General features: G+C 35.6%; 24 protein-coding genes and 6 pseudogenes. 10 read left to right on the top strand and 20 right to left on the bottom strand.

Annotation, left to right across the window (positions count from 1 at the left end):
* The first annotated feature begins 255 nt into the window (after window positions 1-255).
* Entirely contained in the window at window positions 256-921 is a 666-nt protein-coding gene (locus JOC86_RS09305; protein ID WP_205171151.1) for a GntR family transcriptional regulator, read from the top strand.
* On the opposite strand, the gene JOC86_RS09300 is transcribed toward JOC86_RS09305, so the two are convergent.
* Both JOC86_RS09300 and JOC86_RS09295 read right to left on the bottom strand, forming a co-directional pair.
* Window positions 884-1,075 (bottom strand): hypothetical protein, encoded by a 192-nt coding sequence (locus tag JOC86_RS09300; RefSeq protein WP_205171148.1) that lies wholly within the window; start codon window positions 1,073-1,075, stop codon window positions 884-886. The two genes, JOC86_RS09305 and JOC86_RS09300, sit on opposite strands and share 38 nt — an antisense overlap.
* A gap of 159 nt (window positions 1,076-1,234) precedes the next feature.
* The gene (locus tag JOC86_RS09295) at window positions 1,235-1,555 is read right to left on the bottom strand and encodes a MazG nucleotide pyrophosphohydrolase domain-containing protein (protein WP_205171146.1); all 321 of its coding nucleotides are present in this window, start codon (window positions 1,553-1,555) and stop codon (window positions 1,235-1,237) included.
* A gap of 91 nt (window positions 1,556-1,646) precedes the next feature.
* Between JOC86_RS09295 and JOC86_RS09290 the strand changes: the two genes are divergently transcribed.
* The gene (locus tag JOC86_RS09290) at window positions 1,647-2,228 is read left to right on the top strand and encodes an LOG family protein (RefSeq protein ID WP_205171144.1); all 582 of its coding nucleotides are present in this window, start codon (window positions 1,647-1,649) and stop codon (window positions 2,226-2,228) included.
* Between the two features lie 134 nt (window positions 2,229-2,362).
* On the opposite strand, the gene JOC86_RS09285 is transcribed toward JOC86_RS09290, so the two are convergent.
* Entirely contained in the window at window positions 2,363-2,872 is a 510-nt protein-coding gene (locus JOC86_RS09285; protein ID WP_205171135.1) for a MepB family protein, read from the bottom strand.
* A 515-nt stretch (window positions 2,873-3,387) separates the two neighbouring features.
* Between JOC86_RS09285 and JOC86_RS09280 the strand changes: the two are divergent.
* A pseudogene (locus tag JOC86_RS09280) lies at window positions 3,388-3,912 on the top strand (DNA cytosine methyltransferase); the annotation flags it as partial.
* Between the two features lie 1,065 nt (window positions 3,913-4,977).
* On the opposite strand, the pseudogene JOC86_RS09275 reads toward JOC86_RS09280, so the two are convergent.
* Both JOC86_RS09275 and JOC86_RS09270 read right to left on the bottom strand, forming a co-directional pair.
* A pseudogene (locus JOC86_RS09275) lies at window positions 4,978-5,343 on the bottom strand (helix-turn-helix domain-containing protein); the annotation flags it as partial.
* Window positions 5,344-5,477: 134 nt separating this feature from the next.
* A complete protein-coding gene (locus JOC86_RS09270) occupies window positions 5,478-6,350 on the bottom strand; it encodes a DUF6843 domain-containing protein (RefSeq protein ID WP_205171129.1) in 873 nt (290 codons plus the stop codon).
* A 532-nt stretch (window positions 6,351-6,882) separates the two neighbouring features.
* Here JOC86_RS09270 and JOC86_RS25145 point away from each other — a divergent pair.
* Window positions 6,883-7,311, top strand: a pseudogene (locus JOC86_RS25145) (TnsA endonuclease N-terminal domain-containing protein); the annotation flags it as partial.
* Here JOC86_RS25145 and JOC86_RS24645 read toward each other — a convergent pair.
* From JOC86_RS24645 to JOC86_RS09220, 10 genes and pseudogenes are all read right to left on the bottom strand, one after another.
* Window positions 7,308-7,457 (bottom strand): annotated as a pseudogene (locus tag JOC86_RS24645) (MFS transporter); the annotation flags it as partial. The pseudogenes JOC86_RS25145 and JOC86_RS24645 overlap by 4 nt on opposite strands.
* 158 nt (window positions 7,458-7,615) lie before the next feature.
* Window positions 7,616-8,998 (bottom strand): cytochrome P450, encoded by a 1,383-nt coding sequence (locus JOC86_RS09260; protein ID WP_239587500.1) that lies wholly within the window; start codon window positions 8,996-8,998, stop codon window positions 7,616-7,618.
* Window positions 8,999-9,002: 4 nt separating this feature from the next.
* A complete protein-coding gene (locus JOC86_RS09255; protein WP_205171126.1) occupies window positions 9,003-10,067 on the bottom strand; it encodes a saccharopine dehydrogenase family protein in 1,065 nt (354 codons plus the stop codon).
* Between the two features lie 82 nt (window positions 10,068-10,149).
* Entirely contained in the window at window positions 10,150-10,596 is a 447-nt protein-coding gene (locus JOC86_RS09250) for a MarR family winged helix-turn-helix transcriptional regulator (protein WP_239587499.1), read from the bottom strand.
* A gap of 283 nt (window positions 10,597-10,879) precedes the next feature.
* Window positions 10,880-11,083: a Rossmann-fold NAD(P)-binding domain-containing protein gene (locus JOC86_RS09245; RefSeq protein WP_205171106.1), complete on the bottom strand. Its 204-nt coding sequence runs from the start codon at window positions 11,081-11,083 to the stop codon at window positions 10,880-10,882.
* Window positions 11,084-11,526: 443 nt separating this feature from the next.
* Complete coding sequence (locus JOC86_RS09240; RefSeq protein ID WP_338021740.1) at window positions 11,527-12,210, bottom strand: class I SAM-dependent methyltransferase; 684 nt, start codon at window positions 12,208-12,210, stop codon at window positions 11,527-11,529.
* The gene (locus JOC86_RS09235; protein ID WP_205171103.1) at window positions 12,173-12,895 is read right to left on the bottom strand and encodes an ABC transporter ATP-binding protein; all 723 of its coding nucleotides are present in this window, start codon (window positions 12,893-12,895) and stop codon (window positions 12,173-12,175) included. The genes JOC86_RS09240 and JOC86_RS09235 overlap by 38 nt, the downstream gene beginning before the upstream one ends.
* Window positions 12,882-13,373 (bottom strand): annotated as a pseudogene (locus JOC86_RS09230) (ABC transporter permease); the annotation flags it as partial. The gene JOC86_RS09235 and the pseudogene JOC86_RS09230, both read right to left, overlap by 14 nt.
* 17 nt (window positions 13,374-13,390) lie before the next feature.
* Window positions 13,391-13,639: a hypothetical protein gene (locus JOC86_RS09225; protein ID WP_205171092.1), complete on the bottom strand. Its 249-nt coding sequence runs from the start codon at window positions 13,637-13,639 to the stop codon at window positions 13,391-13,393.
* A complete protein-coding gene (locus JOC86_RS09220; RefSeq protein ID WP_205171090.1) occupies window positions 13,614-14,582 on the bottom strand; it encodes an ABC transporter substrate-binding protein in 969 nt (322 codons plus the stop codon). The genes JOC86_RS09225 and JOC86_RS09220 overlap by 26 nt, the downstream gene beginning before the upstream one ends.
* A 105-nt stretch (window positions 14,583-14,687) precedes the next feature.
* Between JOC86_RS09220 and JOC86_RS09215 the strand changes: the two genes are divergently transcribed.
* From JOC86_RS09215 to JOC86_RS09205, 3 genes and pseudogenes are all read left to right on the top strand, one after another.
* Complete coding sequence (locus JOC86_RS09215) at window positions 14,688-15,752, top strand: helix-turn-helix transcriptional regulator (protein WP_205171087.1); 1,065 nt, start codon at window positions 14,688-14,690, stop codon at window positions 15,750-15,752.
* Window positions 15,753-15,916: 164 nt separating this feature from the next.
* Window positions 15,917-16,147, top strand: a pseudogene (locus JOC86_RS09210) (IS4 family transposase); the annotation flags it as partial.
* Window positions 16,148-16,423: 276 nt separating this feature from the next.
* Window positions 16,424-16,633: a hypothetical protein gene (locus JOC86_RS09205; RefSeq protein ID WP_205171081.1), complete on the top strand. Its 210-nt coding sequence runs from the start codon at window positions 16,424-16,426 to the stop codon at window positions 16,631-16,633.
* A gap of 178 nt (window positions 16,634-16,811) precedes the next feature.
* On the opposite strand, the gene JOC86_RS09200 is transcribed toward JOC86_RS09205, so the two are convergent.
* Window positions 16,812-17,720, bottom strand: coding sequence for a LysR family transcriptional regulator (locus JOC86_RS09200; protein WP_205171080.1), 909 nt, complete (start codon window positions 17,718-17,720; stop codon window positions 16,812-16,814).
* 93 nt (window positions 17,721-17,813) lie between these two features.
* Between JOC86_RS09200 and JOC86_RS09195 the strand changes: the two genes are divergently transcribed.
* Entirely contained in the window at window positions 17,814-19,007 is a 1,194-nt protein-coding gene (locus JOC86_RS09195) for an MFS transporter (RefSeq protein ID WP_205173461.1), read from the top strand.
* 320 nt (window positions 19,008-19,327) lie between these two features.
* On the opposite strand, the gene JOC86_RS09190 is transcribed toward JOC86_RS09195, so the two are convergent.
* The 4 genes from JOC86_RS09190 to JOC86_RS09175 form a co-directional block, all read right to left on the bottom strand.
* The gene (locus JOC86_RS09190) at window positions 19,328-20,674 is read right to left on the bottom strand and encodes a glucose-6-phosphate isomerase (protein ID WP_205171078.1); all 1,347 of its coding nucleotides are present in this window, start codon (window positions 20,672-20,674) and stop codon (window positions 19,328-19,330) included.
* A 45-nt stretch (window positions 20,675-20,719) separates the two neighbouring features.
* Complete coding sequence (gene gnd, locus JOC86_RS09185; protein WP_205171075.1) at window positions 20,720-21,613, bottom strand: phosphogluconate dehydrogenase (NAD(+)-dependent, decarboxylating); 894 nt, start codon at window positions 21,611-21,613, stop codon at window positions 20,720-20,722.
* A 67-nt stretch (window positions 21,614-21,680) separates the two neighbouring features.
* Window positions 21,681-23,135 (bottom strand): glucose-6-phosphate dehydrogenase, encoded by a 1,455-nt coding sequence (gene zwf / locus JOC86_RS09180; RefSeq protein WP_205171072.1) that lies wholly within the window; start codon window positions 23,133-23,135, stop codon window positions 21,681-21,683.
* Window positions 23,136-23,615: 480 nt separating this feature from the next.
* Window positions 23,616-23,978 (bottom strand): winged helix-turn-helix transcriptional regulator, encoded by a 363-nt coding sequence (locus JOC86_RS09175; RefSeq protein ID WP_205171069.1) that lies wholly within the window; start codon window positions 23,976-23,978, stop codon window positions 23,616-23,618.
* A 172-nt stretch (window positions 23,979-24,150) separates the two neighbouring features.
* Here JOC86_RS09175 and hxlA point away from each other — a divergent pair, with 172 nt between their 5' ends.
* Both hxlA and hxlB read left to right on the top strand, forming a co-directional pair.
* Complete coding sequence (gene hxlA, locus JOC86_RS09170) at window positions 24,151-24,783, top strand: 3-hexulose-6-phosphate synthase (RefSeq protein ID WP_205171066.1); 633 nt, start codon at window positions 24,151-24,153, stop codon at window positions 24,781-24,783.
* Window positions 24,784-24,790: 7 nt separating this feature from the next.
* Window positions 24,791-25,348 (top strand): 6-phospho-3-hexuloisomerase, encoded by a 558-nt coding sequence (gene hxlB, locus JOC86_RS09165; RefSeq protein ID WP_205171039.1) that lies wholly within the window; start codon window positions 24,791-24,793, stop codon window positions 25,346-25,348.
* Window positions 25,349-26,160 lie beyond the last annotated feature (812 nt).

Here is a 26,160-nt window from a genome sequence, read left to right as displayed (position 1 = left end):
TTAGTTTATACTAATTTACTAAACTCTCTATCCCTCCTTCCGTATATGTATGTAATATATCGCTTACCAAAAGATATCACATACAAAATATTTATGCAATATATCACATGTTTTTTTGTACGTTTATGTAATATATTGCATTTTTAAAGAGAATCGTATACACTTTCAATATATCTATCTAGAATGTTCTACTAGTAATTGAAGATAAAATTTATTTCAATTTACCTTATGAAAAATCAAAAGGTGGTTTTGATCATGCCCATCCCTACCAATTTTTCATCCCCTACTCGTATATCTGCAAAAAATCGTGCATTTACTCAAATTCAAGAATGGATCATTGATGGCACCCTTCAGCCTAAAGAAAAGCTTAATGATGCTGATCTTGCCCAAGCGTTAGGAGTAAGCAGAACTCCTATTCGAGAAGCACTGCAATTACTTCATGTTCAAGGGTTTGTTGAAATGTTTCCAGGGGTTGGAACTCAAGTCACATCGGTTAATCAAGAGGATATTAACAAAATTTTGCCTCCTTTAGGTGTCTTGCAAGCCTTAGCTGCCGAATTGGCAACACCGATTATTAGTCAGGAAACGATTGATTCATTGCGTGAGATTAATTCTAAATTTGCTGACGCCATTAAAAAAGGCGATTCTTATTCAGCTTTAAAGCAAGATGAACAGTTTCATACTATCATTGTGGAGAATGCACAGAATAAATATATTACGAATTCAGTTTCAAATCTCCAGGCTCATGTTCTCCGCCTTTATTTTCATCAATCTATCATTCTTACAAATGATTCCATACAGGAACATGAAGCCATTTTACAGGCCTTTGAAAATAAGAATAACGAGAAAGCGGCAAGCCTTGCCCGAAAGAATTGGATTCGGGCTATCGATGAGTTTTACGCTGAACAAAAGAAAAATTAGGATCGATAATAACATTTTCCCACTCGGTCATGTCCCTATAAATAGATAAATCGCTCACCAAATCCTGTCCAACTTTCACCTCTAAAAGCAGGTCTGGCATCTTCACTAGTGGAAGCTTTCCATAGAGAGCGGCACTAAAAAGGTCTGTTGACAATTAGCTGTGTTTGTAATGATAAGGTCAGCCAGAAAAACTTATCAAGACCTAAAAACTAGAAAGTCAATAAATAAAGGGTGATACATATTAGTCATGTATAATATGTATCACCCTTTTATTTCTTGCTCAACAATTGCGCCCGAAAAAAGGCTTTAAAGCCTAATCATTAGAATAACGTTCTGACAGTTTCTTTTTATGTACCTGAAACACTTCTTCTAGAGGGATATTGTACTTGTTTGCAATCACAATTAAATTACCTAATACATCTCCTAATTCTTCCGTTAACTCTTGTTTATTTTCCTCATAAGAACCCTTAACTTCATCTGGCCTATCCCTACCTATCTCAAGGGCCCTTATAGCTCGTGCAACTTCGCCCGTTTCTTCTGCTAAAAAGCCAATACGAATAAAAATGTCTAACTCAGACCAGCCCCTACTTTCATAATAATCCTTTACCCATTGTTGAAATTCAGTGACATTCATTTCATCTAACCCCCAATTCAATAACTTAAGTTTAACAAAAAAATGAAAGTTTAATATAATCTTTAATAGTGATTATTGAGGAGGGGATATATTGAAAAAGTTAGCCGTATTTTGTGGATCGAGTAATGGAGCATCTAATGTCTATATAGAAGGTGCAAAAAAACTTGGTAAAGAACTAACTAAACGAAATATTGCACTTGTTTATGGTGGAGCAAGTGTTGGAGTTATGGGCGCTGTTGCCGATTCAGTTTTAGAAGAAAGGGGATATGTAATTGGTGTTATGCCAAGTTTTCTAGAAAAGAGAGAGATATCCCATAAGAACCTGTCAGAGTTGATCATTGTAGATTCTATGCATGAGAGAAAAGCGAAAATGGCAGATTTGGCAGATGGATTTATAGCTTTGCCTGGTGGGCCAGGGACTTTAGAAGAGTTCTTTGAGATTTTTACGTGGGCTCAATTAGGACTTCATCATAAACCATGTGGTCTCTTAAATATTAATCATTATTATGATCCTCTTATTGCGTTATTTAATCATATGTCAGAGGAACAGTTTTTACATAAAAAGTACCGTAATATGGCATTAGTTGATAGTGAACCAAAAGGGTTACTTGATAAATTTAAGACATATGAACCACCAACCGTAAAAACTTACATAACTCAAAAACAGATCTAATAGTTAAAAAACAGACCGAGTTATTACTCTTGGTCTGTTTTCCCTCTATAAAATGATTTCTTTTAAATCCATTTCTCATTCTGGAAAAATTAAAAAGACACATTCCTAAAGGAAAGCGCCCGTTTTGCAGAGGATTACAACGAATACAATTCTATTATTTTGTCAATCGGTAATTCACTCGGATTACTCATATCAACAAAATAAGGCAACTGCCTTTTTTGAGTTTTCATCGCTTGTTTACTAGTCGGTTTATCCCAACTAGGATAAACCCTTATTGCCATTTTTCCCTTAGTTGAACTGGACCTAAGAATATTCTGTTTAAAAAGAATTTCTTTTGGAAAAATAAATTGTCCAAACTCACTATCATTTTTAAAAGTAGTTATAACTAATAAATCAGGTGCTTCCCCATATGAATAGGGCTGGTTTTTATTATTTTCATCTTTTTCCCAAAATGCAACAAACTGCCCTACTTTGGTGGGGGTTATATTTGCAACTCTGAATCGAACAGTTTTAGAAGATAATCGAAATGTACCAGCACCATATTTAGAATTTTGCTTTTCTTCTTGAACCAACTTTACAGTTACGTTATTGGGCTCGTAAATCATTTTATTTACATAAGATAATGCTGTATAAAAATCATTCATTATTCCACACCTCATTATATGGCCCTTTTCTTCAATACTGGGCGCTATTCCTTTAATAGAATAGTAAAAAAGATGAATTTAGTTTTAAAAACATAATCTGTCTTTTCTCGTGTTAAAGTCGCTTTACTTAATCAAACCATTTTACATAAAAGTATCAAAGAATGATTTGAACATTCTATAAATGCCTTCAAATACATTAAAGCCTTTTTTACAGACTGAATGATCAAGGGTTGGCTTGATGACAGGGTTCTTGATCTAGATCGCAAAGTAAATAGTTCATAATATACACAGCATTATGGTGAAGGTATTTGGTAAGCCTCATGGTAATGTCTTTATAGTAAATCCTAAAGATTGTAGGATCAAGTATGCTTTAAGTTTACTTGATACAGTACAAAAACAGTGGTTATTGGTAACATCCCAAACTTTTACTTTGCCCTTGGTTAAAAGAACGTAGGTATTAGTATTCGTTCAAAGAATTACTTTTCGGTGTGCTTAGCAGCAACCCCATCACTAAGCCTGAAGGGGCACCCAATCATGAAATGTCACGACATACTCAAAAAGTAAAAGATATGTTCAATTTTATTCCAGAGAAAATGCTTGGTATCCAGGTATTCCTGAGCACCTACAGCTAAAGGTAATGGGAGCTTAGGTTGAACTCAATATACAAACGTTTAGATTCGCAGCGACCAGCATACACAGTTACTGGTAGTGATGGTACTCATATGTATCACTGGAATGAACCACATGCTTTAACTAATCGAGAAAGAGCGAGACTACAAACATTTCTTGATGATTTTGTTTTTTGTGGAAACAAAGAACAGGTTAGAAAGCAGATTGGTATGGCTGTACCTCCTGAGGGAGCACAAGTTGTATTTGAGGCAATTCTTAAATCATTTGCTGGTATTGACTATGATTATGTTTCTCCGTCAACAAAATTACAAATCGAAAATTTGAGGGGTCAAAGAAGAGTGCCGAATTGTGGGCTGATAGCAAAACGAGAAAAGTATGCCACAGGTTTCTGTGCATACGCTTTTCTTTAACTATTCCTTCTTTATAAACTTTATGATAAAAATTGTGCAGAGAGCTGTATAAGTAAGTAAACTACTCTGAAATACGCTTGGTTTAAAATTTATAAAAATTAATGTTAACGATATTACAAAGAAAACACTACCAAATAATAATCGTTTTTTTAAACTCATTCAATAACTCCTTACTGATATTTAAAATTAGATACTTTTCCAACCCAATTCACATCAAATTTACATGCTCTTGCATATTTACCAGCATATATGCTCCCAATGTAACCATTTAGAGCAATCAAAGGTAGCCCCAATTCATTCAATGGCTGCTCAATCCTAGTATCGATATATCTTCTTAGCCAAGGCTGAATATATTAGAATTCTCCATCTATACCCTATCTTCACGAAACCTGTACTCACCGACAATTCAGAACGTTGTGTCCTTAGAGCTAAACTTCGCACTACAATTTATGCCAAAAAGCCATAAAATTAAAACTATAAACCATTATATTATGTGAAAGTAAAGTTTTAAATATTTTCAACTTTTTATTCCTAAATTAAGTTACGATTTCGAGTCAGAGAATCCTCTCCATTATTCAAGAATCTGGCCATTTTCATGTAAAATGTGCGCAAATCCTTATTCATGACAGATACGTTATCTCTCCCTTATCCCCCTGCTAGCATCTGTACGTGCGAACTTCATCGCATACGGCGCCCCAACTAATCCAATTCATTCAATTCTATGTATCTAATGAAGCTAATTGATTCCAAAATTCAGATTTGCAGGGCTGGTTCATCTTCATGGTAATCATTAACGGTAACCGGTGTAACGATAAAGTTATTTAGTTTTAAAACCTTAAACACGCATAACCCCGTTCTGATTTTCAGACGGGGTTAAAATAATGTTGTTAATTTTTAATGTAAAACACTTAACTCTACTAAAAAATAGTATATTGGATCCTCATAATTGTACCCTTTTCTTGAAGAGCGACATCCGAAAGAAAAACACAGAAATAAGTTGTCATTTGCTTTACTGATCATAGGGCAAAGAACTATTCAAGAGAAACCAAACAACACAAAAACCTATTAAAGATTATCTACCTTTTTTCTCATTTTCTTTAGAAGCTTAAAACCTGTCCGATTAATATATTCCTCATTTTTCGCTAGTAGTTTATATGCCTCCAGTATTGATAGGGTGCGAATGAAAATGTAGAAGCCAAAAGCAATCAAAACCACACAAACCGGGAAATAAGGGACCATTTCTCCTGAAGTGATATCTTTTCTTTCAAACAAAAAAGGGATGGCACCTCCTACGAGTAAAAAAACACCAATGATCATGATGACGGCATACTTCTTCTTACTATCTTCATATCTCCTTCTCAACTCTTTAAGATAGTCTTGGTCAAACAACAGAGTCTCTTTTTTAAGAACTTTATATCGATCTTCTTCTATAAACCCTAATTGTTTGTCAGTATTTCCTTGCTTAATAAACCATATTTAAAAAAGCGACTGATATATATAGTGATCGTTAGTTTATGGAGTATAAGGAAGTTAGTGCGTAAAAAACCATTTTCACAAAATTATTTTTACTCCTTCGGTACGAATTGATATTCTTCCCTATCAAAGACGCCTTCTTCATAAAGGATGTCTTCAACAGATGGTCCTTCGTTTAAATAGTAAAGATCTTCTTGGTTAATATTTTCACTGCATCCAACAGTAAATTGGGTATAGGAATACTCATACCCATCCCCCATTGTTGAACCAGTTCCACCCACCTCGATGCATCTCTCAGGAATCTCTTCACGTTTTCCCTTTTCATCAACAAAATAGTATAAGTCCTCAATCAAGCCCTCACTTGGCGGCAAAGCGGTTACAGCATATCCTTTATTGTTTACGCTGAACACATCATACTTCCCTTCTGTTTCTGGCTCGGGGGCATACTCGAACTCATGCATAATGGTCACCTGTCCAACATATCCTTTTGGTATCAAATACAGATCAATTGTCTTTTCTTCCATTTCAGCTTTTCCCTGCATCCAGAGAATGCCCATCGGCAGCAAACCTGCCAATAGAAATGCCGCGGCGTTCATTGCAGCGATTTTTCCGGCAGGCATTTCCCGATCCCATTTCCTCCACTCATCCACCATAAAGAAGATTACTGCTGCCAATAGAGCAAAAAAAGCAAGACCTTCCATTATAAGATAAGTTGCTGCTCCTAAAATCGTATGTATAAATCCCGCCGCAGCAAACCTCCACTGGACTAACTTCTTTGTGAGGTAGTCGGACAGAATTGAAACCGGAACTCCATAAATCACAGTTCCAAACAGGCAGTAAAGGAACATTATTACCAGTATAAAGGAAAAGAAAATCTCTCCTTCCTGGACCAATCCTAACAGCCAAAAACCCAATGTAAAAATTAAAGATGCATATAATGCCGTCTTCAACTTGAAAATCAGCACTAAAATCACCCCTTTTATATTGTGAATTACTTCACAATTATTATAGCATTAAAAGGATATGATTCCTACAATTACTATAAAAATCAAAACCTACTACCTGAGTATCATAATATAATCATTCTGTCCATATAACCTGTACTGTTTTGCATATTTCCGGTTATTTCAAATTTATTACTTAATTTGAAAGTCTTATTTCATTATCTGGTCCATTTTGTTGAAGAATGCAAACTTCTTCTAATACTCATATCACTTTCGGCGCTAAGTTATGGCACTTTCCAGCACCTTGATAATTCAATACTTAAAAAAAGACTATTAAAACTTTTAAGTTATGACTCTATCTATTTATTCGCTCCCAAAAGAGGAAGCTCCAATATTGTTTTTAATTCCTGGAATAAGCACTGTTTATTGTAGCTTTGAAATAAAGTCGCGATGTTTATAAAAAAGATGCGATGTTTAAAATAAAGTTGTGACGTTTATAAAAAAGTTGCGAAGCTTTGCCCCTTTGGATATGATTATCTAAAGGGGTGTTTTTGTGTCGAAAAGAAAAAGAACATCTAAAATTGATAAGTGGATTAAAGAGGGCCGGGGAACTGGTAGTGGGGCAAATTATCAGCCGTGGTAAAAGATTCAAGACGTTTCCTCATTAGGTCGGTCAACGAGATTAAAAGGTATAAAAACTGGCAGACAACATGAATTTTTATCAGACCTAGAACGAAACTACTTTTATTTGACTGAATTTTCTGATGTCATCTTAGATATTCGCGAGCAATTTCCTTTATTACCACAAGAAGAGACGATTGTTATTGCAGAAGAGCTTGGAATTAAACATCCGGCTGATCCAAAAACAGGCGATCTTATTGTCATGACAACGGACTTTTTATTAACAGTTGATAAAGGACAAGGCGTATATGAAGTTGCTCATACAATCAAAATGAAAGATAGGCTATTAGAAGAACGTGTGGCGATGGCAAGTAAATAGCCAACCGTTATCCATTGCACCGTTCCTAAGTTAGTGTGAAATACTTTTGAGAGATGTGGAAGTGAAACATTCACAACTCCAGCTGTAAAATGGGAAACAAAAGCACCCATACATATAGCAACCATCATGAAGAATGGCTTGTTTTTACTAAAAATCAATGTGATATCCATGGGATCGGCTCATCCTTTATAGTTTAGTAATTAAACTAATTGAGCATTCCTCTACTACATACACAATTGGAATGCTCGATAATGAAACTAAGAAACCGGGTAATAAGGTTAAACTATTAGTTGTTTCTCTTTTCGACACGTACACGAATCCCATTTTTTGGTCGTAGTGTAATCGAAGGTTCTGGAACCACGTCATGTTTATGATTGAGTTCTATGTGAATCATTTGCATAATTGAAGCCAGCAATAAAGCGGCCTCCATGATCGCGAAATTATTTCCAATACAGACTCGTGGCCCTGCGCCAAACGGAAAATAGACATAGGAAGGTAAACTTTTTTCAAATTCACGGGACCATCGTTCGGGAATAAAAGAATCCGGTTTTGGAAAATAATCTGGGTGCCGATGCATCACCCACTGACTAACTGCAACTTCACACCCTGCTGGTAAACAATAATCATCGATCCATATATCCTCAAGTGGTTCACGAGAAATAAACCAAACGGGCGGATAGAGGCGCATTGATTCATTGATAACTGCTTGTGTGTAGGAAAGATGTGGAATATCGGATAAAGAAGGAAGTCTTCCTTGTAGCACATTTTCTAACTCTGTAACTAACTTTTCTTCCGCATCTGCATGTTGAGCGAGTAGATAGATAGTCCATGATAATACATTAGCCGTTGTTTCATGACCAGCAAGAAATAACGTCATCACTTCATCCCTTAATTGTGTAGAAGTCATTCCTTTTCCATCATCATCTTGTGCTGCAATCAGCATAGAAAGAAGATCACCATGATCCCTATTCTCTTTTTTTCGGTGCTCAATGATTTCATAGATCACTTGATCCAATTGCTGAATACTTTCCTGTAGTCGTTTATTTCCAGAAGTAGGTAGAGGAAAAGGGAGCATATCAAGCAACATACGAGTAATGCTTGTATACTGCTTAACATATTCGTGAAAAACTTGATCAAGCGCTTTACCAACTTGATTTGATCCCTGATGTTCGGCATCTTGTAGATCTATATCAAAAAGTGTTTTGGCAACTATCTCCATGGTACATTGCAACGTCTCTTTATGAAGATCAAGCATTTGGCCATTTTCCCAGTTGCGAAGCATTCGGCTAGCATAGTGAGTCATAGTGTCCGCATATTTTTCAATGCGATGTTTATGAAACGCTGGCTGCGATAATCTTCGTTGTCTGAGCCAGAAATCTCCTTCACTCGTGACTAGACCATTGCCTAGCACCATACTAAGAATCCGATCCCTATGATACCCTTTTGAAAATAGTTTCTGTGAATTTTTAAGGACATACTGAATATCCTGCGGACGACTTAACAGATATGTATCGCGGTCTTTATCCAACCGTATGCGAACAACCGGACCATACTTTTCTACACAAGTTTTAAAAAATTCATGTAGCTTTGAACCTACTTCCAGCAGATTACCGATAAAGGGGATCTTCTTAGGACCTGGTACTTTTTTTGCCTTTTTTTTCATCTCCATTTTTCTATACCTCCAGTATTTTTTCTTCCAATGTGACGATGTTTCTTAAATCAATAAATAAATCAGTTGGCTGAAACAGCTCTTCTATATGAAATACACCAGGTGGATATTGCCCTGCATAGACATTTTTCGCCACATAGGCCGCAACTTTTCCTGTTACAACAAACTCTTTTTCTCCGTCAATCGAACCTAGATAACGTACACTCTGACCGTTCAACTGCCCTGTAACATCTACCTTTGCAACATATACTTCTGATCCCCACTGCGATTTTTCAAAGAGATCCACTACCTTTTCTCTGATCAAGGGATGCTTCAACCACCGTACAATCCCTATACGTTTTAAACTCGCTATTAAACTTGTCATCACCGCTGAATCAAAACAGAGGCGAGTGGTAACAGAGGGAATACCCAAAGTCTGAGGTAAAACGTGTTGATCAGAAAAGTTGAACCGATAAGCTTTTTTTGTTCCTAATCTATTTGAGAAATCCATCTTCTTTCCAGCAGAGAAACTAGTAACTTGTTTTCTATTTCCTTTTTCGATGACTGAATAATCACCACTTAGATTATCAACTGTCCACTCAATCGCTGCACGTCCATGCGCCTCCCCTAAACCTAACAAAATATAAATATCTGCGGAATCAACCTGATCCAATTGATTCTTCCCTTGTTTCACTAGCATGTTGGTTATTCCGGGTGCCAAACCGACACTTAGGACAACTGTCGATTCCTCAGGACGAATCTCTTGTGTTTTTGACATCACAGAATAATCAGCTGTAATATCAATATAATCAACCTGATGCTTTACACACGATTGAATAAAGTCGGTATTTTTCAAGTCCAAGCACATGACAACCATGGAAACATCACGAAAAAAATCGCCAGCTATCGGTTCATTCATGTCGAGTTGTAGAGGTAACACTTTCCTCCCTGTACGAACTGAGAACTGTTCTGCCTTCTGAAAGTTACGTCCTGCAGCGTACACTTTATATGGGTAAATCTTTCCTAATTCATCGCTGATCACTTTGCCAACCTGACCATACCCACCAACCACAATAATTTTTTCTTTCAATCAAATACCCCCTAACTTCATATCAGTACCTATCTTTCCATCGCTAATTTTATTTAGTTACTAAACTAAATAAACAAAAAAATTACTTTCGTAAATGGGTACACAGCTTCTCTATACACTTCTCAAAAATCTCAATCTCCTGCTCATTTAATTGTGAACTCAACTCTCTATAGAAACGTAAGTGCACCTCTTCATGGGCTCGAAAGGCACTTTTGCCTTTTTTGGTCAAAGATACAATCACACTTCTTGAATCGGTTGGATTTGGAGTTCGTTCCACTAAGTTCTTGTCTTCCAATCGGACAATAATTTGCGTAACGGCTCCCTTGGTTACCTGAAGGCGATTGGCGAGTTCACTCATTAACACACCTCTTTCCACGCCAATCGCATCAATAGTATGAATCTCACTCGGTGTCAAAGGACCCGCCTCTCCAAACGTGTGTGGATGTTTCTCTAAACGTTGGAGCAGCATAATTAATTGGCCTAGATGCTGGCTGCCTGACTTTGTACGATCCACCTTTGTCTGTTTCATATTTCGATCACTCCAATCAAAAAAACAATATTTTTGCAAAGAAAGTATTTTCCCATTTGCGGAAAACCACAAGTACCATAAGCGTATAAATAATCACGACAATACTCACTTGAATAACATGAAGTCTCCACGGTGAATAAAGATCACAGAAATGATCAAACTTTTTTATAAAAATCAAACTTAAATCTGCTGCAGAAGAATCCATTTTGATCAATCTTTTTTTGAAATGGATTCTTCTTATTTACCATAAAATACGGGTTTGTAAGATGTTTTTGATCAAACTTTATTTCAAAGCAACAGCTATCGGTTCATTCACGTCGAGTTGTAGAGGTAACACTTTTCTCCCTGTACGAATCGAGAACTGTTCTGCCTTCTGGAAGTTACGTCCAGCAGCGTACACCTTATATGGATAAATCTTTCCTAATTCATCGCAGATCACTTTACCAACCTGACCATACCCACCGACCACAATGATTTTTTCTTTCAATCAAATCCCCCCTAAACTTCTATCAGTACCTATCTTTACATTGTTAAATTATTTAGTAACTAAACTAAATAAGTAAAACAGGGATCATACTAGCAAATCGCGGAAAACATACGCTTAGGTTGTGTTCAAAAAATTTTGGGTTCTTAACACCTTATGTCTAAAGGGTTTAAGGGGATTTTCCTCATTTGTTGCTTTCAATAATCCATTCATTTATTTATGTTAAGTTAATATGTTTTACCGTTACTGTTACATCGAGTTGCAATGGTAAAGTAAGGTTTTGCTACTGTGTGCAAAATTGCTGTGCCTTTCCTAAGTTCCTTCCTGCAACGTATATTTTGTTCGGGTAATGAGGTAACCATAGTTTTGTTATTTTTCCATCAACCTCTCCGTATCCTCCTACAATTAATATAGCTTCCTGTTCATTTGATTATCTCTTTCCTTGTTTATTTAATAGCGACTAATGCGTCAATCATGTGCGATTTAAAATATGGAATGATTGTTTGAAAGCCAGTCTCTCGTAGTAATGCTATAAGCTTGTCTAATGGAATAGGGTGGGTAGTAGAGCCAAAAGATTGTTCGAAATGGTTTAAATCGTCTACAGAAAGATTGTTATGACGCATTGATTCTTGCCAAAGTCGAAGCTGCTGTGAAAAAGTAGGACCTGTTATATTTGCATTAATTGATGAGATAAAACAAGTACCACCAGCCTTTAAGCTATGTGCAATATGTTGAAGCAGTTGCTTTTTTTCATTCATTTCCTTTAAAAAGTGAAGGACTAAATGACAAGTTACTATATCAAATGACTTGTTAGCCTTAAGTGAAGATAATTCGCCGTTATGCCATTCGATATTAAGCTGTTGAGCTAACTGTGCAATTTGCTGCTGGGCAAGCCTTAGCATAGGCATAGATGTATCCACTGCTGTATAAGTCGCATAGGGATATAATTTCCCTAGCGTTAACAGCTCTTGGCCACCACCCGCACCAATGATGAGAATGTTTTGTGGACAGTCACTGCACTTTAACATACTAATCATTATTTCATAAATAAGGTCGTAGCCGATAATTTTGTTACGAATGGTTTGTTGATAATTATAAACAATCGGATGATGCCAATTCTGTGTTTCCACGAAAATCCTCCATTTCTTTTTCAAGTAATTTTTCTATTTTTAGATGAATGTCGTGAGTAAATGTGTGATAGGAATCCCTAGTAAAATCTCCTATTATTTGGGCTGGTGTGTTGCCCAATACGATAATGCGATGACCTAAAAACACAGCTTCTTCTAAATCATGTGTAACAAGTAAAATAGTTGGCTTGCATTCGCTCCAAAGTGTTTGTATGAATTGCAGCATCTCTTTTTTTAATTGTGAGTCGAGTGCTTGAAATGGCTCATCCATCAGTATCAAATCGGGCTTATTCACGAGGGCCCGAAGAATGGAAGCTCGCTGTTTCATACCACCGCTTAATTCATGAGGATAGTAGTTTTTAGCATGAGTTAATCCTGCTATTTTTAACAATTGATTTATGCGTTCTTTGTGAATAGCAGGCTTCATCACCCAAGCAATATTATCAAAAACAGTTAAATTCGGTTTTAGACGATGTTCTTGAAACACATAACCTAAAGACTCAGATGATCGAGGTAACTGTCCCTCCATTGGTTCAAGTAAACCTGCTATGAGCTTGAGTAATGTCGTTTTTCCAATACCAGATGATCCTAAAAAGCATGTCACTTGATGATCCATAAGTTGTAAATTGAATTGATGGAAAATCACTTGTCTATCTCTCTTGAAACATAAATTTTCAATTGTTAACATGCTCATTTTTTCCTTTCACTAATCTTTGGGCGAGTCGCTCCATCCCTAATCCGACAATGGCGAGAATAACCGTCCAAGCAAAGACGGTCGATGTATTGAAAAAAATACGTGCTTGGCTCAGTTGCTGTCCGATTCCAACATGTCCAACAATGAGCTCGGACATGACAATCGTTTTCCAACCCATCCCAATGGCAACAAGGAGAGAAGATTGTAAATATGGAAAAACATGTGGAAAATAAATATCAAGTATGACCTTCTTTTGAGACACGTTGAAACATTGCGCCATCTCTAACAATTCTTTTGGTGTCTTGGTAATTCCCTTCATCGCGTTAAAGAAAAATATAGGAGCTAATGTGATGATAACAATAAAGATTTGAGCACCTCCGTTTTCACCAAACCATAAAACCGTAAATAATATCCAAGAAACAGGTGGAATGGATTGAACAATGGATATAATCGGTTGAATAAAGTTTTTGAGTGTTTTAGATAATCCTGTTAGATCCCTAAACTACTACCTATAAATAAGGATAGTAATAAGCCATTGATAAATGATAGCATCGTCATAAAAAATGCGGACCAAAATAGAGGTGTTATCACAAGCTCCTTCAGTACTGCTATAATTTTAAGCGGGCTCGGTAAAATAATATCTGAATACTGGATAGCAAGTAGCATCCAAAAGAATATAATCAGTAGTAAGCTAGCCAGTCCTTGCAATGTACTATTGAGTGTAATAGAAGTTTTCATCTGGTAAAACACCACCTATGGATTCAGGTGCAACATCGATTAAAAGATTAAAATATGCCTCTATTTCTTCCTTTGACTGCTGTGCTGTATGGAAGTGTAGAGAGCTATTGGCTAGTGCGTTATTTATAATTTGCTCCGTGCTATCAAAGTATTTGCTTATTAGAGGAATCGCAGCTTCATTATTTTGCTGTAGATTTGTAATGGCGTCCTCAGATAAGCTTTGGAATTGTTCAATACTTTGCTTATGATTTGCTGCCCATTCCTGTTTTACAAAAACGCCAGCCTGTGGTAATGATTGATCAAAATGTTCCTCCCATGCCTCATTGAAATCGAGCACTGTATGTAATTCCAACGGGACATTTGCTTGTAAAATGCTTAACATCGGCTCTGGTAAAACGACATTTTCGATAGTCCCCGATGCAATTTGCTGTCCAATTTCAGATAGATTGACAAATGATAATGTTACATTTTTGATATTGTCCTGATTAAGATAATAATTAGTTAAAATATCAGGAGGTCCTCCCTGGCTTGGTACAAAAATAGTTTTTCCTGCAAGATCTTGTAAGTCATGAATCGTACCATTTGTAGAAACTAAAAACATTGAGCCCCATGTATTAACTTGAAGAAGCTGAATAGGCATACCTTTGGCATACAGATTAGCGCCAATATTAAGAGGAAGAATGAAAAACTGTGCTTCTTCATTTTGAATTTGCGTTAAAAGTGTATCAGACGTTTCCCATTTGATAAGCTCTGCGCCCTCCTGTTCATGCGCTACTAAAATAATCGGGAAAATAGCAGGCGATTTTGGTGAGCTAATCGTCGCCGTGAAGGTAGTAGAAGTTTCTTCTTTGACAAGGTCAACATCTTGCGATGAGTCCTCCTCTACACAACCACCTAGTACAGTGATGATGAAAAGTAAAAAAAAAGGGTAAAATTTTTTCAAACGAATGTACCTCCTTGTTGTAAAATATAATTAAGAACTATTCTCAATTATAAAAATATATTTAAGCTTTACTATCCCATAAATGTGGGGGGAGGTATTAAAGAGATGAAGAATATACAGTATTGGCGTAGAAAGTCAGAGCAAGTTTTGAGGGAAAGTAAAAACTCATTTAGATATAGAGAGCATATGATTAAAGAACTTCAGCAGCACATAAGCTTTCATGCGTATTGTTGCACAGTAATTGATACTTGTACGCATTGTTCAGTAGGAGCTGTCACGGAGGATTCATTAGAGGATATTCATCATAAAATTATGGAACTAGAGTATAGTGAGCCAGATGTCAATAAATACGAATACTTAGTTCAAAGTGGACAACAGATTGGCAGACTGAGTGATACAATTGGGCAGCTGATGTCTAAAAGTGTACGTTATGAAGAGGTGCTTCAACCAAATGGATTTACGGATGAAATAAGGGCAGCTTTAATGTTTCAAGGACAATGCTATGGATTTTTAACATTATTCAAAAAAGAGACGAATGGCGATCCTTACTTCCAGGATGCAGAGCTAGAACAAGTGAAATTGCTAATTCCGTTAATAGGAGAGGCACTAAAAGCATACCATCATTTTATTATCGAAGAGCGACTACCTGTAAGAGAGGGTGAACAAGGTATTATTATTTTTGATCAGCATTTAAAGCCCATTTCGATGAATGATAAGGCATTAAAATTGCTTTCAATTTTAAGAATACATGAGCAATTATCTGAACCTTATATACCAAAGCCCATACAGGCCGTTTATGCAAAATTATTAGCAAATAAGTGGAAAGCACAGGCCTCCTTGCTAGTGCCGATTAAAGAAACAGGCTATATTGCAATAAGAGCTTCCTTTATGAAAACAAACGAGCAAAAACAACAAATTGCAATTTCTTTAAACGAAGCGTCATCGAAAGAGATGTTGTCTTTTCTAATGACAGCATATCATCTTACAGCGAGAGAGAAAGAAGTAGTATTTGAAGTTATAAAAGGTATTCCTACAAAGGAGATTGCTCAAAATTTAGCAATCTCTAATTACACTGTGCAGGATCATTTGAAGGTTATATTTCAAAAAGTAAATGTTTCAAATCGTAACGAATTAGTGTGGAAAATATTTTCTCGTTTTCAATTAGATTAAGAACAAGAATGTATTAGATTTTTCCAAGGATGTATTTGGGATGGGTAATGATTTATCCATTTAGGGGTCCCACCACATCGCCATCAAGCTAAGTTATTTTACTACCCCCATAACGACAAAAAGCGCTATTCTTTTCCTAAATAAGTGAAAGGATGGGGGGTATAATGGCTGCTTCTATTTCAAATGAACTTGACCTTTTTGCCCAATCATTACATGATTCCTTGTCTTCTGATATTCTTAAACAGTTGGCTAGAGAAACCAACTTTGTTCAACGTGATAGTAAGTTTCGTGCGCAAGAATTAGTTGCTTTATGTGTATGGTTAAGCCAGCAGGTGGCCAGTATGTCTCTTGCGCAGTTGTGTAGTACCTTAGAGGTTTCCACTGGTGTCCTTATGGTGGGTAGGTCTGAGATAAGTCCAAAAACGGCATGATAGATAGAAAAAAATGTAAAGAGGGGTTAAGAAACAATTCGAGGGTTGAGGGGTCACCTGGAAAAACACCAAAAGTTCAGCAATCGGGCGCGTTTGTGGAATAAATATAAAAGGATTATACATATTAGTCATGTTAATATGTATAATCCTTTATTGATATTCACGCAAAATAAAGAATAAAATAACGCAATTTAAATAATAAATTATACTATGCGCTCTCCAGGGAAACCACCGGAATTAATGTCAATCACTCAGGTATTAAGAAAATTCATTGATAAAAATTCAATAGATGAATTTGAAAATGTAGCTTCATCGTTGAAAGTTTTATTGGGCATGGAGAACAAAAATCCTATTGAATGGAATTATTTAAATAAAGGTACTCATGAAGAAGATAGAACAGAAGAGTTTGACAGAACAGTCGTAAAAGAAATGATAGGATTGTTAAAGTAGATTGACGATAATTTAATGAAGTAAGAATGAATAAAATAGCATAAGACTTTTTTGGATTTGTATTTAAAAACTTGTTTGGGAAGGCTATCTCTTTAACAACTAACGTTAATTTTGGATGAATTGAGAGAGCTTCCCCAAATTTTTCAAAAACTTTAACAGGGAGGGAATGTTGCAACAATTAATTAAATAAAGTTTGAGAGTCTATAGTATTATTGGACTCAATAAAAACATTTTTAGCAACCATGAGAAACTCTTTTACAGCCGGAGATGCTTCAGAAATTGCAGAACAAGCTAGTCCAACATCACGGTAATTTGTTAAATTAAGTTTTCCTATCTTGATGTTTTGTTGAGTTTTCAAAAACAACTCTGGACCGACGGTAACGCCAAGCCCTTCTTGTACCATATTAGCAATGGTAGTGCAATCGTGTACTTCAAAACGGATAGGCGGTTTGATTTGTGCTTCTTCAAATAACTCCTCTACATGTGATTGGTACATTCCAGTTGGCATAATGAAAGGTTCTTTCTCTAAGTCGTGCATATCTATCGTTTCTTTGTGAAGGAATTTGTGCTCGGGATGAAAAGCTACTACCATTTTGTCTTTCAAGAGAGGAACTAGATCAATACCAGGGTTTGACTTCCCTTTTACAACAAACCCAATGTCTATAATTCCAGATTGTAACCATTCCGTAATCTCTTCATATGTCCCTTCATAAAACTTAAATTCTATTTTAGGATGTTTTTTCTGAAATTTTGCAAGCAATTTAGGTAATAAGCAGGAAGAAGCGCTCGCAAAAGTACCAATACGAATGATCCCCGTTTCTAAGTTCGTTGCTAACGCAATTTCTTGGTTAATTGTTTCAATTCTTTTCAACACTTCTCTTATATGTGGAAGGATTTTTTGCCCTATTTCTGTAAGTGCTATACCTTTTCTGCGGTCACGAATTATTAATGAAACGCCCCATTCTGTTTCTAAACTGGAAATGGCATGACTAACTGCTGATTGAGTCATATTTAATTTTTCGGCAGCTTTTGTAAAACTTCTTAACTCCATTACTTTAGATATAATTTCAAAACGAACAACGCTCATGAGTATTTACTCATCTCCTTTATTAAAAACATCAATTTTACTTATGTTAACATGCAATTTAAAATGAGATCAACTCATTAAATAGTAAAGGAGATTTACAAGTTGGAAAAGAACAGAAACCAATTAACTATTATTCTATTAGCTTTAGGAGCGTTTGTTACAGGGACAGCAGAGTTTGTTGTTTCTGGAATTTTAGAAATTATTTCTTACGATTTAGATGTTTCTATCTCGTTAACAGGACAGCTGATAACCGTCTATTCATTATCTTATGCAGTTGGAGCATTAGCCCTAGTTCTGTTAACAGCGAAATTTAAGCGCAAAAAAGTATTATTATATGCTATTTTTACATTTATTTTAGGTAATCTTGTAGCATTTTTTAGTTATGATTATATTCTGCTAATGTTGTCAAGAATCATTATGGCAATGAGTGGTGGGCTTTACATTGTCGTTGCAACAAACTATGCTGCTCAAATTGCTACAGAAGAAAAACGTGGTAGTGCCATGGCAACGGTTATCACTGGCTTTACCGTTTCATTAGTACTTGGTGTACCTATAGGGACATTTTTAGCTGCTTATCTGAATTGGCGTTACATTTTTCTTATCATTGCTTTCGTTACAGTACTTCTTTTACTTTTACTTTACAAATTATTACCTAGTATAAAGGGTAATGAGCCCGTACCATTTAAACAACAGATACAAATTATAAAGGATAAACGGGTAATCACCGGATTAACAACTACTATCTTCTGGATATTAGGTTATACCATGGTGTTTGCTTATATTTCTCCATTGTTAAGTAATTCTGCAGGTTTTTCAATAGAGATGACTAGTCTAGCCTTATTTGTTTTAGGCACTTTTGCTTTTATTGGCTCACGTTTTGGTGGATACGCTGTAGACAAGTGGGGACCAAATCGAACGATATCAATTAGTTTATTCGTTCATGCAGTTGCATTACTTGTATTAACATTTACACAGCATTCGACACTAGGTGTATTTATAACGTTGACAGTTTGGGGTGCAGCGACTTGGACAACAACACCTGCAAAGCAATTTTATTTGATTTCACTAAAACCACAATCATCTGAAACTGTACTAAGTTTTAATACAGCATTAATGAACATTGGGATGATGCTAGGTTCTGCTTTAGGAGGTATCATTATACAGTATACTAACATTTTATATTTGAGTTGGATCGGTAGTTTATTTGTTATTCTTGCTCTCGTTTTTATCAAATACTCGTTTCATTTAAACAAAACAGATTCGAGGAATATTGAAATGAGACTATAAACTAGTCAAGAAGAATGACACTTGAATAAAAAGTTGTCGATAGTTTCAAAGCACTTGACCAAAAAGTTTTTTGAATATATTCTTCATACAAAAGAGAGCCGATTCCCCTAAAGGGATCGGCTTCATTTTTAACTATTGTTGATTTGAAATAAAGTTTGATAAAACTCTGTATTAATATAGAGTTTTTCTATTGACCCTTAAAGTTCCTCTTGCTTACAAATGTGATTATACATCGTATTGCTTTTTTAAATAGTACGCACTATGTTTTTATATACTAACAATAATTTTACATAGTGTATAAAAGTATACTATAGTATTATCTATTTGTTAGATAAAGAAAGGCGTTCCATAATGGCCTTTTTCTCTAATTCATAACCGGGTTTGCCAAGTAAAGCAAACATATTCTTTTTATATGCTTCCACTCCCGGCTGGTCAAATGGATTAACTCCTAATAAATAGCCACTAATTCCACAAGCTTTTTCAAAAAAATAAACTAATTCACCATATGTGTATTCATTCATTTCATCCAGTTCAATTACTAGATTAGGTACTTCCCCATCAACATGAGCCAAAAGTGTACCCTGAAATGCACTTTTGTTAACTTCATCCATTGTTTTTCCTGCTAGGAAGTTTAATCCATCGAGGTTGTTTAGATCTTCCTGAATAGTTAGTTTAATTTTAGGTTTCTTAATTTGTAAAACAGTCTCTATAAGGTTTCGTCTACCTTCTTGCACATATTGTCCCATTGAATGGAGATCTGTTGAAAAATCAACGGAGGCAGGAAAAAGCCCCTTTTGATCCTTTCCTTCACTTTCCCCAAACAGCTGTTTCCACCATTCGGATACAAAATGAAGAGACGGCTCATAATTAACCAGTAATTCAATCACTTTTCCCTTATTGTAGAGTGCATTTCGTACGGCAGCATATTGGTAGCATTCATTTGTTATTAATTCAGGATTATTGTACTTACGCGCAGCAGATGCAGCTCCTGCCATCATTTGATCAATGTCTAGCCCTGCTACAGCAATGGGTAAGAGACCTACAGCTGTTAGCATAGAATACCTTCCACCTACATCATCTGGAATAACAAATGTTTCATATCCTTCTGCGTCAGCAAGTTTTTTTAATGCACCTTTTTCCTGATCAGTAATGGCAAAAATACGTGTTCTTGCTTCTTCCTTTCCATACTTTTGTTCTAGATAGTCACGAAAGATACGGAAGGCTAAGGCAGGCTCTGTTGTTGTTCCTGATTTAGAAATCACATTCACCGAAATATCTTTTCCTTCTAATAGCTCCAATAAATGCGTGAGATAAGTGGAACTGATATTGTTCCCAGCAAAATAAACTTGTGTCTTACCGTTTATTTGATTATGAAAACCATGAGACAAAGCTTCAATTGCCGATCTTGCGCCTAAATAAGAACCTCCTATGCCAATAACAATCAAGGCATCTGATTGATTTTGTATTCTTTTTGCAGCCTGTTTAATACGTGAAAACTCTTCTTTATCATAGGTTAATGGTAAATCAACCCATCCAAGAAAATCAGAACCCAAACCTTTCTTTTCATGAAGCATTCCATGAGCCACTTTTACAAATTCACTTAATCCTTCTACTTCACTCTTTTTCATAAATGGTAAAGCATTGGTGTAATCAAACGAAATAGTCATCCTTACATTTCCTCCTCATAGCTATTTTGGGTTGTTCTATCCAAATCAATTTTTTTCCACAGCATGTCCGCCAAATTCATTTCGCAAAGCAGCCACTACTTTACCTGTAAACGTATCCTTGTCTAAGGAGCGATAGCGCATTAATAATGACATGGCGATCACAGGTGTGGCAGCTTGTAGATCCAAAGCCGTTTCAACCGTCCATTTCCCTTCTCCAGATGAGTGCATAATCCCTTTAATCCCATCCAATTTAGCATCTTTGGAAAATGCATTCTCTGTTAACTCCATAAGCCAAGAACGAATAACGGAACCATGATTCCAAACGCTTGCTACCTTCTCATAGTCAAAATCGAAATCGCTTTTTTCTAATACTTCGAAGCCTTCCCCAATAGCAGCCATCATTCCGTATTCAATTCCATTGTGGACCATTTTTAAGAAGTGGCCACTACCTGATTTCCCAGCATATAAAAACCCATTTTCTACAGCTGTATCACTAAAAATTGGCTCGACTATGTTCCAAGCTTCAGGATCTCCTCCAATCATATAACAAGCTCCATTGCGAGCACCTTCCATCCCACCAGACGTACCGGCATCCATAAAGCTTACGCCTACTTCCTTTAGCTCGTTGTATCGACGAATGGATTCCTTATAGTGAGAATTACCAGCTTCAATCACGATATCTCCCTCACTTAGAAATGGTGTAATCTCACGAATAACTGAATCAACAACGGAGTGTGGGACCATAATCCAAAGAACTCGTGGTTTTTCTAATGCTTGAATGAGATCTTTTAGTTTAGATACTCCATTGGCTCCATATTTTTTCATTTCTTCCACCGCACTTATATTTAAATCAAATGCGACTACCTCGTGTTTATGGTCGATTAAATTTTTTCCTAAATTTAATCCCATTTTTCCTAATCCAATTAATCCAACCTTCATAGTGACCCTCCTAAAAATATACATTTATTTAAATTGTTTTCTGATTTGCATTACATTTTTAGTAACTTTACCACCACTTATATCCATCTTCTATTAATAATTGATGAGCAGCCTCTGGTCCCATTGATCCAGATGAATAGGAGTGAAGGGGAACTCTATTTTCTTTAAATGCCTCTAAAATAGGTTCTACCCAATTCCAAGATAGTTCTACTTCATTCCAATGAGTAAAAAATGTTGAATCCCCAACGAGAGCATCAAATAACAATAGTTCATACGCTTCGGGTACGTCTTGTTTACTCGCAGAAAAGTCTACTGTGATAGGTTCCATTTCTCCGTTTATTGGATTTTTGCTATTTAACTGTAGCGATACACCTTCATTTGGATTGATATTTATTGTTAATAGATTAGGTTCAACCTGTTCCATTTCGGAATTATACAAATCTTTTAACGGGTTTTTAAATTCAATGACAATCTTTGTTGCTTTTTCTGCCATTCTTTTTCCCGTGCGAATATAAAATGGAACCCCATCCCAGAAGGAATTATCAATCCATAGACGAGCCGCAACAAATGTATCATTTTGTGAAGAAGCCTCCACTCCGGGCTCTTCCCCATATGCCACTACAGGTTCTCCGCTTATTTCTCCGTGCTCATATTGGCCACGAACAACATGAACACCTACAGTATCCCTTTGTAATGGACGTAAAGATTCCATTACTTTTCTTTTCTCATTACGAATCTCATTTTCACTAATTCGTTTTGGTACATGCATGGCTGTCATCATTAATAACTGCAGCATGTGATTTTGAACCATATCGCGAATGGCTCCTGCTTTGTCATAATAACCAGCTCTTTCTTCCACCCCAACGATTTCATTTGCCGTAATTTGGACATTGGCAATAAATCGATTGTTCCACAATGATTGCAGTACAGGGTTAGCAAAGGTCAAGGCTTCAAGGTTCTGAACCATTGGTTTTCCTAGATAATGATCGATACGATAAATTTCGTCTTCTTCAAAAGCTTTGCTTAGCTTTTCGTTTAATTCTTGGGCAGATTTTAGATCATGCCCAAAGGGTTTCTCGATAATCAATCGTTTCCATCCATTCGTTGAGCCCAATCCACTATCCTTAATGTTCATGGCGATGACGTCAAAAAATTCAGGAGTGACTGATAAATAGAACATTCGATTCTCTGCCATGTTCTTTTCTTTTTCATTTTGTTGAACGAGTTCTAGCAGCTTCTTATAGCCTGCAGTATCAGTAACATCTAACTGGCAGTAACGAAATGCCTTGACGAATTCTTCTTTTTTGGATTTATCATTCAGCAAATGTCTAGAAAATGTATGCAAGGAATCGATTACCCTTGATTGAAATTCATCATCAGAACTTTCGCCTCTTCCTACACCAATAACTGAAAAAGACTTTGGTAATTTTTGATTCAGATATAAATTAAACAAGGCAGGATAGATTTTTCTTTTAGCTAAATCCCCTGTCGCCCCAAATAATACAAACGTCATAGAATCCATTTAGAATTACTCCTTTGATTTTTTTGTGTATATTAACGACTTTTCATTTATGGTATATCCACATGTTGGACATTGTTTATTATTGTGGGTAAAAGTTAAACACCTTTCACAAAGCCACTGTATTTTCCCTTTGTGACTTTTCATTAGAACCTCTCCTTTCATACAAGAAGCTTGCTTTCTTAGAGTCATATTGCTTTGCCAAAACAGTATATTACGTATATTTCATCTTTAAAAGTACGCACTTTATTTGCATATAGTTATATTGAAGTAAGATAGTGTGAAAATTAATACTATAAATATTAAAGTCAAAAAGCCTTGAACAGCGAGTATATAAACATCACTGTTCAAGGCTTTTTAATACTATTTCTATAAGATAGTGTAATTTCTGCTCTTTAAATACACAGTAAAAAAACACGGTTAATAATGGCTAACCGTGGTAAGTTAATATTGTCTTAAAGCATGAAAAGAAACTTTTTTCTACTAAGTGGCTGATTTATCTTCAGTTTCCTTTTCCAATACATTCTCAATATAATCTTTGCCCCATTCATACATAGCATCTAAAATCGGTATAAGACTTTTTCCATACTCAGTCAATGAATATTCAACTTTAGGTGGAACTACAGGATAAACTTCTCGATGTACTATTAAATGATCTTCAAGTTCGCGTAATTGATTAACAAGCATTCTTTGGGTAATACCCGGCATAAGGGATTTTAATTCACCAAATCGTTTAGTTCCTTCTTTGCCTAGATGCCATAATATTAACATTTTCCATTTACCGCCAATTACTGAAAGTGTCAATTCTTTTTCACAGTTAAATGTTTTCTCCCCTAAATTTGGCACTTAATTCACCTCCCCCTTATTTTACCCAATAGTATATTTTTTTGCACTATATGCGGTAAAAGTGCGTACTTTTAATTCAATAACATACTCAGTATACTAAGGAACGTGCTAGCAAGTAAATAGCTTTTCAAAGCCTCTTAGCACAATATAAAATTATAAGGAGCGAATAAAAATGAAATTACAATTAGCATTAGATCTTGTCGATATTCAGGGAGCTATTCAATTAGTGAAAGAGGTAGAAGAGCATATTGATGTTGTAGAAATTGGTACGCCTGTGGTGATAAATGAAGGTCTTAAAGCAGTGAAAGAAGTAAAAGCTGCATTTCCTAACTTAACCGTATTAGCAGACTTAAAAATTATGGATGCAGCCGGATATGAAGTAAGCCAAGCATCTGCTGCAGGTGCTGACATCATTACGATTCTTGGCACTGCAGAAGACGAGTCAATTAAAGGCGCAGTAGAAGAAGCTAAAAAACAAGGTAAACAAATCCTTGCTGATATGATCGCCGTGAAGGATATTGAAACCCGTGCAAAAGAACTAGATGAACTTGGTGTTGATTATATCTGCGTTCACACAGGTTACGATCTTCAAGCTGTTGGAAAGAATTCTTTCGAAGACCTTTCAACCATCAAAAGCGTTGTTAAAAATACGCAAACTGCCATTGCAGGTGGAATCAAATTAGAAACACTTCCTGAAGTAATTAAACAACACCCAGATTTAGTTATCGTAGGTGGGGGAATTACGAATAAAGAAGATAAAAAAGCTACAGCACGCGAAATGCAAAAATTAATTAAACAAGGTTAATTCAACTATGAAGACTACTCAATATTTAGCCGAAGTCGTTCAAGAATTAAGTCAAACGGTCCACTTAATTCGTGATTCAGATGCAGAGAAGTTAATAAACCAGATTTTAGAATCCAAGAAAATCTTTGTGGCTGGTGCAGGCAGATCTGGATTGATGGGTAAATCTTTTGTGATGCGAATGATGCACATGGGGATTGATGCCTATGTAGTTGGGGAAACAGTAACAGCTAATTTAGAAAAGGACGATTTATTAATCATTGGTTCAGGATCAGGAGAAACCAAAACCTTAGTTGCCATTGCTGAAAAAGCTAAAAGCTTAGGAGGTACAGTCGCAGCTATAACCATTTCTCCTGAATCAACCGTTGGAGAGTTAGCTGATATTATTGTTAAATTACCAGGAGTCACGAAAGATCAATCTGAAGGTGATTACAGGACCATTCAACCAATGGGATCTCTATTTGAGCAAACGATGTTGTTATTTTATGATGCCTTAATCTTGCGTTTTATGGAGAAAAAAAACTTAGATTCTAATAAAATGTATGGTAAACATGCTAATCTCGAATAGAGTAAAATATACAGAAAAGGCCACATTTTTTAATTTGTGGCTTTTTCTGTATATTACCATTTATTTTATAATGTAAGTTAAAACAGATTTGAAGACAAAAGATAAAAAATCCATTATTACTTTAATGATCAATTAACAATAAAAATCATGGAATACTCATACTTGCATTATCCAGTATTCAGAAATAGGGTGATTGCGAAACAACATAGTAGAAAATGATCAAACTTTTTTATAAAAATTCCATCTTACTCAAAACTGTAGAATTCATTTTGATCAATCTTTTTTTAAAATGGATTCTCTTTATTTACCATAAAATACGGGTTTGTGAGGTGTTTTTGATAAAACTTTATTTCACACCAACATTTATTTATAAAAAATTCATTAGTAAATTTGAATATCCTTCGTACTAGAACAGCTACCCTGTCACTAGGCCTACTAGTTCTGTACCCTTTTTATCCTTAGATACTTAAAAACCTCTAAGGATTCTTTGTAGTAAGGATTATCGTGTTTAGACAATCTTTTTCTAAATAAGATTCTAATTCGTTTTGTAGTTCCTTAAAATTCATCTCTGTTATCTCCCTTTATTTAAAATTCTTTAATAATTTAATATAATTTTTTCTTCCACTAAACATGAAATTGTTTGCGTGTTTGTAACTTTGATTGTTCTATTCAAAAGTGTTTGCTTAGGTTTATGTCCAAGCAAGAAAAATATTACAAAATTTGTAGTGCGCAGAGAGATAACATTAGAATTTATCTCGAAAGTTAATTCACATTCTAGGACCATTTATTTGCTTTTTCAACTTCATCTAACA

The sequence above is a fragment of the Rossellomorea pakistanensis genome, assembly GCF_016908495.1.
Classification (GTDB): domain Bacteria; phylum Bacillota; class Bacilli; order Bacillales; family Bacillaceae_B; genus Rossellomorea; species Rossellomorea pakistanensis.
Note: the sequence above shows the minus strand (reverse complement) of the source record. Positions and strands in the feature narration are given on the sequence as shown.

Coding starts and splice junctions, on each gene's coding strand:
- hxlB (WP_205171039.1), top strand. CDS start 24,791: ATGAAGACTACTCAATATTTAGCCGAAGTCGTTCAAGAATTAAGTCAA.
- JOC86_RS09235 (WP_205171103.1), bottom strand. CDS start 12,895: ATGTTAACAATTGAAAATTTATGTTTCAAGAGAGATAGACAAGTGATT.
- JOC86_RS09285 (WP_205171135.1), bottom strand. CDS start 2,872: ATGAATGATTTTTATACAGCATTATCTTATGTAAATAAAATGATTTAC.
- zwf (WP_205171072.1), bottom strand. CDS start 23,135: ATGGATTCTATGACGTTTGTATTATTTGGGGCGACAGGGGATTTAGCT.
- JOC86_RS09215 (WP_205171087.1), top strand. CDS start 14,688: ATGAAGAATATACAGTATTGGCGTAGAAAGTCAGAGCAAGTTTTGAGG.
- JOC86_RS09305 (WP_205171151.1), top strand. CDS start 256: ATGCCCATCCCTACCAATTTTTCATCCCCTACTCGTATATCTGCAAAA.
- JOC86_RS09190 (WP_205171078.1), bottom strand. CDS start 20,674: ATGACTATTTCGTTTGATTACACCAATGCTTTACCATTTATGAAAAAG.
- JOC86_RS09260 (WP_239587500.1), bottom strand. CDS start 8,998: ATGGAGATGAAAAAAAAGGCAAAAAAAGTACCAGGTCCTAAGAAGATC.
- gnd (WP_205171075.1), bottom strand. CDS start 21,613: ATGAAGGTTGGATTAATTGGATTAGGAAAAATGGGATTAAATTTAGGA.
- hxlA (WP_205171066.1), top strand. CDS start 24,151: ATGAAATTACAATTAGCATTAGATCTTGTCGATATTCAGGGAGCTATT.
- JOC86_RS09295 (WP_205171146.1), bottom strand. CDS start 1,555: ATGAATGTCACTGAATTTCAACAATGGGTAAAGGATTATTATGAAAGT.
- JOC86_RS09205 (WP_205171081.1), top strand. CDS start 16,424: ATGTCAATCACTCAGGTATTAAGAAAATTCATTGATAAAAATTCAATA.
- JOC86_RS09225 (WP_205171092.1), bottom strand. CDS start 13,639: ATGAAAACTTCTATTACACTCAATAGTACATTGCAAGGACTGGCTAGC.
- JOC86_RS09250 (WP_239587499.1), bottom strand. CDS start 10,596: ATGAAACAGACAAAGGTGGATCGTACAAAGTCAGGCAGCCAGCATCTA.
- JOC86_RS09200 (WP_205171080.1), bottom strand. CDS start 17,720: ATGAGCGTTGTTCGTTTTGAAATTATATCTAAAGTAATGGAGTTAAGA.